The sequence below is a fragment of the Methanolobus sediminis genome, assembly GCF_031312595.1.
Lineage (GTDB): Archaea > Halobacteriota > Methanosarcinia > Methanosarcinales > Methanosarcinaceae > Methanolobus > Methanolobus sediminis.
In genome coordinates, this window is record NZ_CP133592.1 from 525,674 (window position 1) to 540,963 (window position 15,290).

Annotated in this window: 15 protein-coding genes; 2 read left to right on the forward strand and 13 right to left on the reverse strand. The window is 41.6% G+C overall.

The window, feature by feature from the left end; translation table 11 throughout:
• Positions 1–27: 27 nt before the first annotated feature.
• From RE474_RS02345 to hsp20, 12 genes are all read right to left on the reverse strand, one after another.
• On the reverse strand, positions 28–1,647 hold the full coding sequence (locus RE474_RS02345; protein WP_309311387.1) for a methylamine methyltransferase corrinoid protein reductive activase: 1,620 nt from the start codon (positions 1,645–1,647) through the stop codon (positions 28–30).
• Positions 1,648–1,910: 263 nt separating this feature from the next.
• A complete protein-coding gene (locus tag RE474_RS02350) occupies positions 1,911–2,186 on the reverse strand; it encodes a hypothetical protein (protein ID WP_309311388.1) in 276 nt (91 codons plus the stop codon).
• Between the two features lie 17 nt (positions 2,187–2,203).
• The gene (locus RE474_RS02355) at positions 2,204–2,692 is read right to left on the reverse strand and encodes a hypothetical protein (RefSeq protein WP_309311389.1); all 489 of its coding nucleotides are present in this window, start codon (positions 2,690–2,692) and stop codon (positions 2,204–2,206) included.
• On the reverse strand, positions 2,682–4,679 hold the full coding sequence (gene feoB, locus RE474_RS02360; protein ID WP_309311390.1) for a ferrous iron transport protein B: 1,998 nt from the start codon (positions 4,677–4,679) through the stop codon (positions 2,682–2,684). Before feoB ends, RE474_RS02355 begins: the two co-directional genes overlap by 11 nt.
• Positions 4,680–4,758: 79 nt before the next feature.
• Positions 4,759–5,001 carry a FeoA family protein gene (locus RE474_RS02365; RefSeq protein ID WP_309311391.1) on the reverse strand — a complete coding sequence of 81 codons (243 nt, stop codon included), beginning with the start codon at positions 4,999–5,001 and terminating at the stop codon, positions 4,759–4,761.
• A gap of 204 nt (positions 5,002–5,205) precedes the next feature.
• Positions 5,206–5,697 carry a metal-dependent transcriptional regulator gene (locus RE474_RS02370; protein WP_309311392.1) on the reverse strand — a complete coding sequence of 164 codons (492 nt, stop codon included), beginning with the start codon at positions 5,695–5,697 and terminating at the stop codon, positions 5,206–5,208.
• A gap of 182 nt (positions 5,698–5,879) precedes the next feature.
• The gene (locus RE474_RS02375; protein WP_309311393.1) at positions 5,880–7,025 is read right to left on the reverse strand and encodes a pyridoxal phosphate-dependent aminotransferase; all 1,146 of its coding nucleotides are present in this window, start codon (positions 7,023–7,025) and stop codon (positions 5,880–5,882) included.
• A gap of 109 nt (positions 7,026–7,134) precedes the next feature.
• The gene (locus RE474_RS02380; protein ID WP_309311394.1) at positions 7,135–7,848 is read right to left on the reverse strand and encodes a UPF0280 family protein; all 714 of its coding nucleotides are present in this window, start codon (positions 7,846–7,848) and stop codon (positions 7,135–7,137) included.
• A 36-nt stretch (positions 7,849–7,884) separates the two neighbouring features.
• Positions 7,885–8,283: a 4Fe-4S binding protein gene (locus RE474_RS02385; RefSeq protein WP_309311395.1), complete on the reverse strand. Its 399-nt coding sequence runs from the start codon at positions 8,281–8,283 to the stop codon at positions 7,885–7,887.
• Positions 8,280–9,782, reverse strand: a complete 1,503-nt coding sequence (locus RE474_RS02390; RefSeq protein ID WP_309311396.1) for a homocysteine biosynthesis protein — start codon at positions 9,780–9,782, stop codon at positions 8,280–8,282. Before RE474_RS02390 ends, RE474_RS02385 begins: the two co-directional genes overlap by 4 nt.
• Before the next feature lie 129 nt (positions 9,783–9,911).
• Complete coding sequence (locus RE474_RS02395) at positions 9,912–11,948, reverse strand: ATP-binding protein (RefSeq protein WP_309311397.1); 2,037 nt, start codon at positions 11,946–11,948, stop codon at positions 9,912–9,914.
• A gap of 141 nt (positions 11,949–12,089) precedes the next feature.
• Entirely contained in the window at positions 12,090–12,632 is a 543-nt protein-coding gene (hsp20, locus tag RE474_RS02400; protein ID WP_309311398.1) for an archaeal heat shock protein Hsp20, read from the reverse strand.
• 68 nt (positions 12,633–12,700) lie between these two features.
• Between hsp20 and RE474_RS13850 the strand changes: the two genes are divergently transcribed.
• Positions 12,701–13,015: an MM0924 family protein gene (locus RE474_RS13850; protein WP_438861580.1), complete on the forward strand. Its 315-nt coding sequence runs from the start codon at positions 12,701–12,703 to the stop codon at positions 13,013–13,015.
• A 156-nt stretch (positions 13,016–13,171) separates the two neighbouring features.
• Here the strand turns inward: RE474_RS13850 and RE474_RS02410 are convergent, their stop codons facing one another.
• Positions 13,172–14,470, reverse strand: a complete 1,299-nt coding sequence (locus tag RE474_RS02410) for an MFS transporter (RefSeq protein WP_309311399.1) — start codon at positions 14,468–14,470, stop codon at positions 13,172–13,174.
• Positions 14,471–14,566: 96 nt separating this feature from the next.
• Here RE474_RS02410 and alaXM point away from each other — a divergent pair, with 96 nt between their 5' ends.
• Entirely contained in the window at positions 14,567–15,280 is a 714-nt protein-coding gene (gene alaXM / locus RE474_RS02415) for an alanyl-tRNA editing protein AlaXM (RefSeq protein ID WP_309311400.1), read from the forward strand.
• Positions 15,281–15,290 lie beyond the last annotated feature (10 nt).

The window sequence follows — 15,290 nt, forward strand, 5'->3', positions numbered from 1 at the left end:
CCTTCTAAAAATTAAAAGAGAAGGCTATTAAGCCTGCTCAAGTACAACTAGATTCTCCCACCTGAAAGTGTCCTTTGGACATGCATTTATGCATCTCTTACAGTTTGCACCGTCACAAAGGTCAGAACTGATCATAACAACACCTTCATCATCAATGGTTATGGCATCGTTAGGACAGACCTTGATACACTTTGGACATTCCGGACAGGTTACCTTCATAGTAAGGAAGGTACCAACTCTCTCAAGAACCTGCAATCCTTCAGGACCAAGAACAGGAATATCTTTCTCAACAACCTTGTTGACCTTAGTTTCCTTTTCCGGGAGGTCAATCTGTGGCAGTCCCTTCTTCTTGAGGAACTTCTTAAGCATCTTGAAAGGCATTCCTTCTGTCCAGTATGAGATCTCCTGGATATATGCTTCCTTAAATGCAGGGTCAGTTGCAAACATTACATGGTTACTGACAATCTTTGCTGCAATGTCCTGGAGTTCCCAGAGCCTGTCTTCTGAAAGGAGGATCTCCCTTGCAACAATAAGTGAAGTATTACCTATCTGGATAACCTCGTCAACATTGAATGGAACCATGCCTACCTGGTGTGCCTTGATAGCATCCATGTAGGTACCTGCTGCACCGGACATGTATGCTTTCTTAACATCAGCGACCTCTACGCCAGCTGCATTACACAGTGCAAGGTGTCCTGCACGGATTGCACCCATTGCAAGACCAGCTGCCTCAACGTCCTTCTCGAAGAACTTGATCTTATCCTGCAGGTAAAGTATATGATCAGGTGTATTGATCTTTGGAAGTGTGATGATACCGTCCTTCATTCCTGCTTCGATAATTGCAATAACACCGGTACCGGTAATTCCCTTTGCTTTAATAGAGTCTTCTTCAATAATGTCTCCATTGTTAGGATTGATCAATTGTGCCTTGACAGTATTCATCTCTTCGTCAAGCACATAGTTACGTATATTCTTACCCTCAAATTCAACATCGGAAATTACGAATGGTGATGCAAGGTTACCGTATTTGATCTGCTGACCTTCAAGAGCAGGACCTGCTGCCGCGGAACCTGTGTAGATTGTTCCTTCATGGATAAGTGCCATTTCTGCATTTGTTCCGTAGTCTGTTGCAATTGCAGTTTCCGTTGTTTCCAGGAAACCTGATTTAATAATAAGTGCAAGTGCATCGGCACCGACTTCGTGCCTGATTGCAGGTGGAACGACAAGCTTTGCATTTGGATATACTTCCAATCCCTTGATCTCTGAACAATCAATTATTCTGGCACTCCTGTCAGATTCCTTGATGTTGAGTTTTTCTTTCTTCCTTTCTCCTGCATATGCAAGGTCATCAATTGGGATTCCCTGGAAAATTGATAGCTGTATAGGGTTTCCACAAATGGACATTCTTTCCAGCTCATCCGGCTTAACTCCCAATGTCTCAATAACATGCTTTACAGCATTGACGTGCAGACCCTGAGCAAGATCAAGACCATAAGTGATAGCAAAGTCCAGGTGGTCCATAACGTTTGCTCCAGGGAGCGGGTTACGGAGAGTGATAACTGTCTTCTGGATATCACCAGTGTCGAGGTCAATTTTCTGTGCTCTGATACCACTGGTACCTATGTCAATTGCAACTCCAAGTTTCATTTGAATCCCTTTTAATTCCTTTTAAATTTAATAACGTAGTATCTGTGTCCGAACTTAAAAATATATGTTGCGGTATTTTTTGTGTCTGTTTGTCATTATTTAAACTGATTGAAGTACATCACAAAACCGCTATAATATTACAGTACCGTCGAATATCCAAATTAATACATATAACTGCACGAATAATAGGGATAATAAAAATATTCAGATTAAACTCCTGAAAAATAAACCACCACATATAAAAAAAGGCTATTGATGCTGCTTTACTTGTTGCGGCAGATCTTTTCACCTTTTTCGGTCAACTGATATGCCTTTGAACCGGAAATATCATTGTTACCTGAACAAGAAGATGCCGCAGTACATGAACAGCATGCAGATGACTTTGGACTTGAATTGTTGCATATCTCCTGCACATACCCCATATGCTGTAACATGAGAAGCCTGTCCCTGATATCGCTCTGTTTTATTCCAAGTTTATCTGCAGCTTCCTGCAGCGTGCAATTGTCTACGAACAAAGCCTTTAGCGTTTCTTTGATCATTTTCATCCATCCTGACATCAGTTCCGCGGAACTGGTTCTAAAAAATCCTTCCACTTGATATATGCAACTAGAGGAAGAATTGCAAGATATATACCAGGCCTCATATCACTGAGAGGTGTCCAGCCTGCAAATTCCTCATTCTTAAGAAGATATGTTTCAAGCAGGTTACCTGTGCATACAAGCAAGTATATGAGTGCAAATATGAGCGCGAGAAGAATTCCCACATAAGCATAGGATATACCCTCATATGTCCCGGAACGCATTTCCATGACACCGTAAATAAACACAGTACCTATAAGTAAGAGCACAAATGATCCGATGATATCTGCCGGCACGAACAATATATCAGCCAATGGCATACTGAACCCATTACCCATTACCATTTTTCCGGTTCCTGCTGCCATTTGAAGCAATCCCAGTATAATATATAGAGAACCACAGATTACTGAAAAAACCATAGCTACTCTTGTATCCTGTTTCTCTTCCATTGTTCCGTTAATATCCAAGCAGAATACCTCCCTGATATATTACAAATGCCGTGATCCACGCCACAGTAATTCCGTAAATGATTGCAAACAGCGTCCATTTCCAGGAACCTGTCTCTTTCCTGATAACTCCCACTGTTGCCACACATGGCATGTAAAGCAAGCTGAAAGCCATGAGGCTGAGAGAAGTAAGTGCAGTCATACCCGAATCTGCGATCAGTCTATCGCTCAAAGCATCTGAACTCTCACCTGCCCCGTAAAGAACACCCATAGAAGCAACAACTATTTCCTTGGCAACAAGCCCGAATATCAGAGCAACTGAGATCTTCCAGTCAAACCCGAGTGGTTTCAGAAGAGGTTCCACTGCATGACCTAGGGAACCAACGTAACTATTTTCACTTCCATATTGCACACCCCATGGGAAGGACGCAAGAGCCCAGATCACCACAACACCTACTAATATAATAGTACCAGCCTTTTTGATGTACATGAAACCATTGTCCCACATATGAATAAAACTGGTTTTAAGAGTTGGGACCCTGTAAGGCGGCAGCTCCATGATGAACGGGGCAGGTTTACCCTTTACAACGGTTGCCCTGAGCAGCTTTGCAGATATTATCGCAATAACGATTCCCAGAACATACATAGCGAATATTACAGTTCCGGCCTGCCTGCCAAAGAAAGTTCCTGCGAAGAGTACATAAATAGGCAATCTGGCCCCGCATGAAACAAATGGCACTACTAATATAGTGATTAATCTGTCCTTTTCATCCTCTATGCTTCTTGCAGCCATTATAGCAGGTACGTTACACCCAAATCCCATGAGCATAGGGATGAATGACTTGCCGTGCATGCCTATCTTATACATCAGCTTGTCCATGATAAACGCTGCCCTGGCAAGATAACCGCTTCCTTCCAGCAGTGATAACAGGAAGAACAATATGAATATGTTAGGCACGAATACAAGTACAGCGCCCACGCCACCGATGATACCATCACCTACAAGGGATGCGAGCCATGCAGGCTGCAGGCTGGATGACACATACTCTGCAAACCATGTTGATGCAAGGTCTATCATATCCATAAAAGGTGTAGCAAAGGCAAATGTCAGCTCGAATGCACCCCACATAAGTGCCAAGAATATAGGAATACCAAGGTACTTGTTAGTAAGCACCCTGTCGATCATATCGGATTTTGTAAGTTTGTCATTTGCCCGGGTACACATCTGGGGAAAAACGGTATTTATTGCAAGATAACGCTTGTCAGCGATCTCAGCCTCATATTCTTCCTGGTCAATGGAATTTATTATCTGCATAACCCGGTCATAAACAGGGCTTTTTGAGATCTTTTCCCGGACATTGCTGTCACCTTCAAGCAGACGAATACTAATCCACCTGAGTGGATATCTGGTATCACGTGTTTCGTCCTCAGCCAGTACTTTCTCGATCTCAAGTATCCTGTCTTCGATCTCAGTACCATAACCAATCTCATGTCCATGGTGTTGCTGGATCTCTTTTTGTTCAATCACCTTATCCAGCAGGTCGCAGAGCCCTTTTTTCTGGCTGGCAACAGTTTTTATCACAGGAGTTGCAAGAAGCTCCTGCATCTTCTCTATATAGATACGGTCGCCCCTTTCCTCTGCAATATCACACATGTTGAGCACAATTAGTATCTCAGAACCAAGCTCCATGAGCTGGGTTGTAAGGTAGAGATTTCTTTCAAGATTAGATGCGTCAACTACCTGAATTACTATATCCGGCTTTTCCTCAATAATAAAATCACGGGCAACTATCTCATCCATGGAATAAGCAGTAAGACTGTAAGTACCCGGCAGGTCTATAACCTCAATGTCATAATCTTTGTACGAGACCCTACCACTCTTTTTTTCCACGGTGACGCCAGGCCAGTTACCTACATGCTGCCTGGAACCAGTCAGCGCATTAAAAAGCGTGGTCTTGCCCACATTGGGGTTTCCTGTTAATGCGATCTTTATTTTCCTGCCTTCCATGAAACATCCTCAGGAATAGTTATACTATAATTACAATAATAGACACAAAACATCTAAAAGGTTTGGAAAATAGCTCTGTTCAGAGCTTGGTAATAAATATCTGTTTTGCTTCTTCTTTGCGAATAGACAGGTGGTAACCCTTTATGTTATAATCCATTGGATCTCCAAGAGGAGCATTCCTGACAAGTTCGATCTCAGTTCCTGCAACCATCCCCATATCCATGAGTTTTCGCCTTGCAGTGCCTTTGACCCTCACCTTTGTTATCCTGGCTTTCTCTCCGGGTTTCAAAATATCCAGTGTGGTCTCCTGATCTTCGCTCAAGTCATTCCCTGTCCTTTTTTATGGTAGCTCTAACCCGTTTTTTGTATATAGCAATTTCGCCTTACCTAATTTATTTCAGTATACGAAAAATAAAAGATATTTGCATTTACAGATACAACTGTTAAAGCCAAATTGCAAACTATGATAATAAAAGCAAGTACTAAAAAGAAAAAGAAGATAATTTCAATAGCAAACTACTGATAACTACTGCTTGTTATGATTTTTACCATGAATCGGACATGTATCTTTTGAAGCCGGACTGCAAGCAATATACTCACCGGTTTCACAATAATAATTAAAATGATCCAGCCAGTATGGCCACTCATCCTTCATATTCATGAACTCAACGAACTTTGTGAGTGTTTCAAAAGTCTCCGGTGCCAGTACGTGTTCGATCTTACAGGCATCCTGATCAGCAATTTCCTTATCAAGGCCCAGAATTAGTAAGAAATCCTTAATTACACCGTGTTTTTCCATGGTGCATTTTGCAATATTCTCACCTTCGGGAGTAAGTGTCACGCCGCCATATTTCTCGTAATTGATGTAACCCATCTTGGTAAGTTTCTTGAACATTCCGGTGACACTTGGAGAACTAATATCAAGTTCCCTTGAAACATCCTTGACCTGCGCATAGCCTTTTCTTTCGATTATCTTCTCGATGACCTTCAGATAATCTTCGGTTCTCTCAGTTGTCATTTCAAAAACTACCTTTAATGGATTTGATAAACAGGTTGCCTCCCAATCTAATAATTGTAGGCTATATTTTTGTATACTACAGGTAGTATTTTAAGTTTACCAATTTTACCTACAAAAAATAGGTATTATAAAAATAAGTAAATAAGTACAGGATGAAAGTGCAGAATGATGTTGCATTAACATCATTTTTTATTAAGATATTTATCCAGCCTTTCCATGCCTTCTTTTATATTTTCAAGGCTGTTTGCGTAGGAAAAGCGCAAATGGCCTTCAGCACCCTGACCAAAATCAATTCCCGGAGTGACTGCAACTCCTATATCTTCAAGGATTTGCCTGCTAAGTGCAAGTGAATCCTCACCGAACTTGCGGGCATCTGCAAGCACATAATAAGCACCTTTGGGTTCTACCTTTATATCAAAACCAATCTCCCTGAGCCTTTTGATGAGATAGAGGCGCCTCTCATTATAGGTATTCACCATTTCCTGTATCTGCTCCTGCGGTCCTTCAAGAGCAGCTATACCTGCATACTGGACAAAGGAATTCGTGGAAATGAACAGGTTCTGCTGTACCTTTTGTAAAGTCCTGATATACTGTTTCGGTGATATCAGGTAACCAAGCCTCCAGCCAGTCATGGCATAGAGTTTTGAGAAACCGTTGAGAACAAAGGCGTTGTCTGTGTACTCTAATATAGTATGGTCTTCACCTTCATAGACAAGTCCCTGATATATCTCATCGGATATGATCGGAACATCGCCTGCAACCTGTGCGATTCCCTTCAGAGTCTCTGCGGGCAACACCTGACCTGTTGGATTGGATGGTGAATTAATCAGAATTGCCTTTGTTTTAGGATTTATATGTGCGGCAAGCTCATCCGGCTGTAACATGAAACCATTATCTTCATTGGTGTAAATGAAATCCGGCACTCCGCCGGCAGTTGTTACAAAATTCGGGTAACATGCATAATGGGGATTTGACATGATGATCTCATCACCCTGGTCAATGAGTGCGAGGAAAAGCAAAAGCATTGCAGGACTTGTACCTGAAGTTACAATAATCTGGTTGGCATCGACATCCACATTAAACCGATCCTTATAGCTCTTTGCAATAGCCTGTCGCAGTTCTATAAGCCCCTGGCTGTGAGTGTATTTTGTATTGCCTGAGCACATTGCAGCCTTTGCAGCATCGCATATATGCGAAGCTGTTGGAAAGTCAGGTTCACCGATCTCAAGGTGAATTATGCTTCTGCCCTCTTCTTCAAGCTGTTGTGCCCTTTCCAGTACCTCCATAACATAAAACGGAGGAATGTTTGCAACTTTTTCAGATAACATGTTACTCATCGTCCGCGCAAGCTATGTGCGCATTACAGAAAATAAACAGGTTCTGGATTGGACCGGAACAATAAAAGATTTTTGTTTCAAAAACTCGCGCCAGATAATCTCAACCTTTGGTGATGCATTCGTACTTTACATCAGCCCTCTGAATATCAGGCACATCTCCCCAGAAACCCATGAACTCACCCTGAATTACAATAGCTCCTTTTATCCCTTTAACATCCTTTACAGCATCAAAAGAAACTTCAACGGCTTCCTTTCCGATATCAGTTGCATTTCCAAGAGCTGTTGCCGCAGCGTCAGCAAGGGATACATCATCTGAAAATACAATTGCAGCATCCGCCATTCCAAAACTGATGGAAGGACCTACACTGCCTGATGACGTACAAACGCCTGTGATTGAATCTCGAGGTTCCATTACAAAACCAAGATTCTTCAGAGGAGAATTACCTGCATAAATTCCCATGAGCACGGGTCTGTCATTGATAATAGCAATATCACCGCCGTTATCAACAATCGCAAATTTAGCTCCGGCATCTACCATAGCTTCCACTGCAAGAGCAGAAATAGTACCTGCTACAGCACTCATTGGTCCGATACCCATGGCATTTCCTGCATTGGTCATTCTCCTGACAACCTCAGGAAAATCACCATTGCAATCATAAGGTTCAAGGGTACTCTGGAAAAAAGGGTCATAAGCAATATATGACTCAAGTTCCCTTCGATTTGCTCTTATTGATTCCCTGGCAACTTCAATATAGACCTCAGAATCTGCCTGGATTGTAACAATGGTCTCCTTCAGCCTGAAATACTCTTTCATGGTACTGCATCCAGATTAAGGAAAAAGAAGAATGTATCACTTGTTATTTCCAAGTGATAATGCATTGTGAGGACACATATCCACACATGTTCCACACTGGATGCATTTAGTGTCATCTACATCCAGGCTGAAATCCTCAGCCAGTGAGAATACTTTGGTTGGACATACCGATACACAGGCACTGCACTCAACACATTCATTCTCGTCCCATCTTATAGGGACATCCAGTTTAGTGACCACTGCACCCTTGTTTGTCAGCGCTTTGCACATTACATCAAATTTACCGGATTCAACATCGGCAACAACTTCTCCATGGGAACGGTCAAAATGTGCCTGGGAAATGTTCAGCATTACACCAGTCTCAAGTATCGCTTCGGCCATAATCGGTTTTGTAAGAATATCACTTGAAATACTTATCTTGATCTTCAAATTCATGACCTCCTGGCATACAGTTTGCTGATATCATCACTGGTTATCATACCTATGACATGCTTATCTTTATTAATAACCGGCATAGCAGAAACTTCATTCAGGTCAAGCCTCCTCGCCACTACGGCTACCTGTTCATCAGCATTCGCAGTTATGACCTTGCGGGTCATTATATCTGCTACCATATCGAACTTGTTGAGAGAAACAGCCTTTGCGATATCCCATGCAGTAATTATTCCTGCCAGGGTCTTATCATCATTTAGCACAGGAAGATGGTTAAATGAAGTATCTTGTATGATCTTTGCTGCATCATACACACTGGCATCCTTGTTTATGGTTACCACGCTAACAGCCATAATATCGGAAACGATAGCAATACCTTCTGTCTGCTTCATTGGTTTTGCTGAGACATCCTTTGGTAGTCTTTCAACAGGCATGGACACGAAGAACTCACCTCTTGCTATCCAGTCTTTCAATTCATTTGCAATAATCCGGGATTTCTTGAAACTTGAAAGTGAAGATGTCGGAACCTCCTTACCATTAATATCTACAAAACCACTACGGAGTTCCTCATATGTTACATCACGTATTGCCGGCCTGTCCCTGCTTGGTATACCATAGTCCAGAATCTTGGTTGTTACACCCGCATCACTTACCGCAGTTGCCTGGGCAATCTGCTCATTCAGTATAGGAATTGGAACACCCATTCCAACGTAAAGGGAAGTGCCGTAACCTGTGAAATTTGCAGCCCTGATATAATCGGTGCTCATTTTCTTGAGGTCACCCTGGACCATCAGAGTACCAAAGCCTCCGCCGGATGAATGCTGGGTTCCCTGTCCGACTATGTAACCCTCTGCGCCCCCGAGGAATATTCTTGTGCCGGTACCAATGGTCATGTAATCCGGGTCATTTGATAATGGAGAAAGGACACCGGCTCCTGAGTATGTGACATTTCCAAAGGATGGGAGTAAAGATCCCATGTAAGTATGAATTGTGCTTCGGGTACTGTTTGTCGCAGCATTATACTTCTGATATGCATTGCGAGGATTCATCATAATGGCCTGGTTCATATCGTCAAGGGAAAGTGTAGTGTCAAGAACTTTTCTTGGATAGCAGTCTGTTCCGTGGGACATTGCATGAAGATGAACTGACTTGCCTCGTATCAGGTCTTCAATTACATGAGCACCGCCATAATCCATGCCAAGAGTTTCAGAAATCTGCGTTGCACCTATGAAAGCATCAACTGCCGCAACACCCGTGTATGCCTCCACATCATTGAGAAAGACCTTCTGCATCTTAATAGGTGGTTCCGAGTGTCCGAAGTTCAGCCAGACACCTGATGAACACATTGCACCAAATGTTCCGGTTGTTACAACATCAACTTCCTTTGCAGCCTCTTCCGCACCGAGTTCACCTACAATGTGAACCATTTCCTCGGCAGTGACTACATTGACACTTCCATCTCTGATCTTGCTATTGATCTCATGAATTGTTTTCTTAACCATGCCATATACCTCTAAAGCATAACAGTAATTTTTTGATACCTATATATTACTTGTGGTTATTAGCCATCACAGATACCATTCAAAAACAAATGACGAGATTCAATTTATCTGCGCAATTCCTAATTAAAGTTATGATTCGGATATGCCAGCAACAGGGACAGTAAACCAGAAAGTAGTGCCAACACCATTATCATTGTCTTCAACATGAATGTCCTCACCATGACATTTCAACGCCATTCGGGCAATTGCAAGTCCCAGACCATGACCAGCGACATGTGAGTTATCAGCCCTTTTGAACCTGTCAAATATCTTTTCCTTATCCACATCAGAGATTCCCGGGCCTTCATCTGATATGCTGACTTTCCATTTACGGTCTTCTGGCCCAATATCCATTGGTGCAATATTCACCATAATTGTGCCGTTTTCAGGAGAATATTTGATGGCATTAGAAAGCAGGTTATAGAGCACTTCCTCAATAATCGGGTTAACAAGTGCATTGCAATGTCTGGGTAAGTCAAGCTCAACATTTATACCTTTAGCAGAAGCCTTTGACAACGTCCTTTCAAGGGCACTATAATATATCAAACGAAGGTCATGTTCCTCGATGTTCATATCAGATGCACAGTTCAGTCTGGCAAATACAGTGGCAGAATCTATTGTTTTCTTCAGTTTGGCCGTACTGCTTACAACACATCCCAGAAGATGCTTTTTTTCCCCATCAGTTTCCATTTCCTTAAGATAGCCCGTAAATCCTTCTATCAGGGAGATAGAGCCAGTCAGGTCATGGCTTGTTACATCTGCAAACATATCCTTGAGCTCGTTAGAGTATTCAAGCTGTTTTGCACGTTCCCTTATTGCATGCTCAAGTATGCGGCGTTCACTGATATCACGGCCGATTAACACTATATACGTAGTGCCTTCGTTCTCAACAAATGCCAGACCTATCTCGGCAGGGAATAGTGAACCATCCTTTCTCAATATTTCGGATTCGACCACAAGACTGCCTTGTTCAGCTACCTGGCCGATCAATTCCTGCATATGATGCCCGTTTATAAAACATCCGCAATCAAAGATATCCTGCTCCAGCATCTCAGCTTCCGTGTAGCCCAGATCATAGAATACCTTGTCATTAACATAGATGAACTGCTTTGTCACCGCATTGAGAACCATGATAAGATCACTGGACTGGTTAATGAGATTCCTGTAAAGTTCCAGTGACTTGAAAGAGTCACGGAGTTTGATGCTTTCCGCAAGGATGTTAGCAACAGACTGCAGGAAATTGACATCATGTTCGGTGAATTGTCGTTGTTTGTCCGTGTGGATGCACAACACACCATACATGTTTTTTCTGTCACCAATGATAACAGTAACACTGCTCACAACATTATGTTCATGAAGAAAACGAGGAATCAGGAATCTTTCCTCTGTACGCATGTCATCCACAACCAGAGGCCTTCCGGTAAAAGCTGTGTAACCTGAAGGGGAACCCAGTTCCTTGTCTACAAGTATCGAACCCACGCACCACCCACTCAAACCATATCCGTACCTCAGCAGGAATTTACCGTCCTGAAGAAGTTCCATAATAAGGGAATACTTTACACCCAAGGTTTCTGCTGCTATTTTTAGTGCATATTCCATTAATATATTAATATTAGTACATGAGAGAGCTTTTTCCCCGAGTTTTGAAAGGACTTTTTCCCTGAGGTACATGTTTTCAATTTTGAGTTCATCTAAAGGATATTCATTATCATAAGTCGTCGGTGTTGTGTCGACTCTTATAATGCATATTTTTCCCCCTTTGCTTTTACACCTGTCAGGAAACGGAAATACATCGCACTGCAGGCATCTGATGTTACTTTGTTTATCTGCCAGCATGAATTTACGCGACTTTCCACTTTCGTCCAAAAGATGTGATGATAAAAAGAAATCTGATAGAGAAGTATAAGATTTTGGCATATCAGAGCAAGGCTCAGCATAGCTTTGGCCTAAAATATCTTCAGCCGTGAAACCTGTAAGGTCACTCACCACTTTGTTGGAACAAAGCACCCTGTTATGTTCATCAAGATAGATTACCCCTATATTCAATCTGGTGAACAGATCCTGATCGGCGTTCTGTAATAGTAACGGCAGGATCGAATCATTTATGTTTTCTGAACTAGCAGACATTTACTTCCCACTTATTATATGTCAGCAGACCAATTAAAGTACACGCGTAGCTCATATATACATTGCGGTCAACAATTATAAATAAATAAATAAATAAATAAATAAATAAATAATCAAAAAAATAATTTAAGCCAGATAGCTTTAATCGATATGCACAGAGCGGGAAATGCCCAACTCTTTCATATCCATTATTACTTCAAGGACACCATTATGATATCTTGCTTTTGCAGAATCCGGATCGACACTGGAAGGAAGATCAATACTTTCCTCATACAACAAATCTTCATTTTCTGCACTTATCTCAAGTGATGTTTCAGTGACATTAAGGTCAATATCCTCTTTGTCAACATCCTGAAGCTCAATCATGACATGTACTTTATCGTCTATCTCAAATACATCCATGAGTGGCTTTCTTTCATTTACCTTGAACTGCTGTATAATGGATTCTTCTTCATCATCCTCATCTTCATCATCCGAGAAGACGTTTCCAAATTCCCTTATCTCAGGTTCCTCCCCTGGATGGCGGGAAACTGAAAAACCATAGAAAAACGGCTGCTTTTCAAAATCTTCGAAGTTGAGACCGAATCTCTCCATCATTTGATCGATGATATCTTCGATATCTGTGAAACTACCTTCGTTGAAGATATCGTCAAAAAAACCTCGCTTTTTTCTTTTGTCAGCCATAGATATACTCCGCTTTGCTAGGTAGATATAAGTCGCACTATTTATTCTTTGGGAACTATTTCATTCTTTTGGAAGGGGACAAATCAGCTTCGGATTATATAAAAACAGCAATTAATATTTATATTAACCGTGTCAATGTAATTTATAATTACAGGACGGCAGAGCAGGGGATCGAGATGGAAAACAGGTTAAAAATTCAACCTTTTATTGTCGAACATTTACTGGGAAAAGATGTAATAGTATACTGTGGCGGTATATACACATTCCGCGGAAATGTCAAAGCATGCAGTGATGGTGTGCTTACCCTTGAAATCACTGAAAACAGATATTCCCACATCTCTGTTGACAGTATAATTACAATAAAATATGATGAAGAGTCCTGATACGAATTCATATTTTTTCAATTAATAAATCCATAATCCTCCGTGGTCCCAGCGTGATCCCAGTGTAATCCCATAAATACTGACATAGTAAAAGTGCGTGAAGGGATAATTATAATCTTATGCAAGTCTTTTTTAATAAGACTAGTTTATGCTATTCTATTCCGGGATGACAGGTGCTTCAAATGAGCGCAGGCGAATGGAAAGAATAGTTACACAGCCTATTATAGATGCAGTTAGAAGGAAAGACCATATTCCGACAAGCCCATAAACAAAGCCTCCACCTATCAGGCCAAATATACCGGCAAAACTAATGACACTTCCCGAAACTCCCTGAACCAGTCCCTGATCATCTTTCCCCGCAAGTCTTGCAAGCATTGACTGTATGGAAGGCCACATCAGACCGTTACCAAGAGCCAGTAATACTGCTGACACATAAGTGAAGAATATGTTTCCGAATGTCAGTACTACAAAGCTCAGGCCAAGAATGAAACTTCCACCGATTATCATTGTAGAATCCCTCGACCTTTTCGACACGTATGAAAGTACAGGCCCTTCAACAATTACAAGCACGATGCTCAAAAATGAAAAAAAGAAACCTAGATCTGCAATACTCCACTGAAGATAATTTGCTGCATGGACAGGGAATGCAGTGTAAAATGTATTGAATCCCAGGAATATCAGGAAATAAATGATGAACATCAAACGAAGATCAGTCATTTTCCAGACATATCTGATACCTTTTTTGTGATTTTCAGTGGAATTGTTAACATCAATTGACCCTGGATTGCCAGTTATTGTATCGTTGCTGATATTCGGTTTATTGTTTCGAGTTTCAGGGATGTATAATGCTATCATTACAAGCCCTGCAAGAGCGATCAAAATGGCAGCCATCACCGGAAGTGCTTCTCCATAGACTGTCACACTCAGAATACCTGCAAGCGCAGGCCCCAGAATAAAACCGAGATTTGTGGATATTGAAAGTTTACCGAAATTACTGCTTCGGGTCCGGTCTGTACTGATATCAGCGATATATGCATTTGATACTGAAACATTGCCACCGGTCAGGCCATCCAGACCTCTTGCGAAGAAAAGCATTAACAAGGGGATAGTGATCATGAATTTACCAAGAAGACCGGAGTCTATATTGGCCAATATTGTTACAGGCACAAAGAGAGCTATAAAGAACAATATCCAGGAGAACAGAGTTCCGGCCTGGCTGACGAACAGAATTTTTTTCCTGCCGTAGATATCAGACCATTTTCCAAGAAGAGGCGAACCTATTAACTGGAAAAAAGGGTACATTGAAGATAGAAGCCCATATACCAGAGCATTACCGCCAAATCTCTCTACCAGAAAAATCAGGAAGGGCAGAACTAAGCTTATTCCCATGGTCCCGATAAAGTTCACCATGAGAAGAGGATATATAGATACATCTTTTCCGTTCTTGTCTGGCATTTATTAATAATTTTAGGGTGCGGCTAATATATGATTTTTTTGTAACCTTATAGAGAATGCAAAAAATTAATCAGAGAAGTTACCTTTACTGTATCCATGAAAGAACTATACCTTACTGATTGCTACCTGAAAGAGTTTGATGCAACCGTTGAAAGTGTAAAGGATGATAAATTCGTGATTCTGGATCAGACTGCATTCTATCCTAAATCCGGAGGGCAGCCGAATGATACAGGAAAACTTGTCAGTGAAGATGGAACAGAGTTTCCTGTGATTTTTGTCGGAAAATTTGGAGGAGATATCAGCCACGAGGTTTCAAATCCCGGACTTAAAACCGGAGATAAAGTAAAGGGAATAATAGATTGGGACATAAGATACCGTTTCATGCAGTATCACACTGCCTGTCATATCCTGAGTGCTATTATTCACAACGAGACCGGTGCCATGATTACCGGAAATCAGCTTGGAGAGGATAAGACCCGTGTGGATTTCAACCTGGAGGATTTTGACCGTGAGCAGATAGCATCCTATGAAAGCAAGGTCAACGAGATTATAGACCGCAATATCCCTGTGAGCATTGACATAATGCCTCGTGAAGAAGCTTTCAGTATTCCTTCTGTTGTCAAACTCAAGGATGCATTCCCTCCTGAGATCGAAGAAATAAGGATAATCAGTATTCCTGATGTTGATGTGCAGGCATGTGGAGGTACACACATCGCAAATACCGGTGACATTCCACACATATCAATTATAAAAGCCGAGAACAAGGGAAAGAACAACAGGAGAGTATATTTCAAATTTGCAGATGAGTGAGAACTCATCG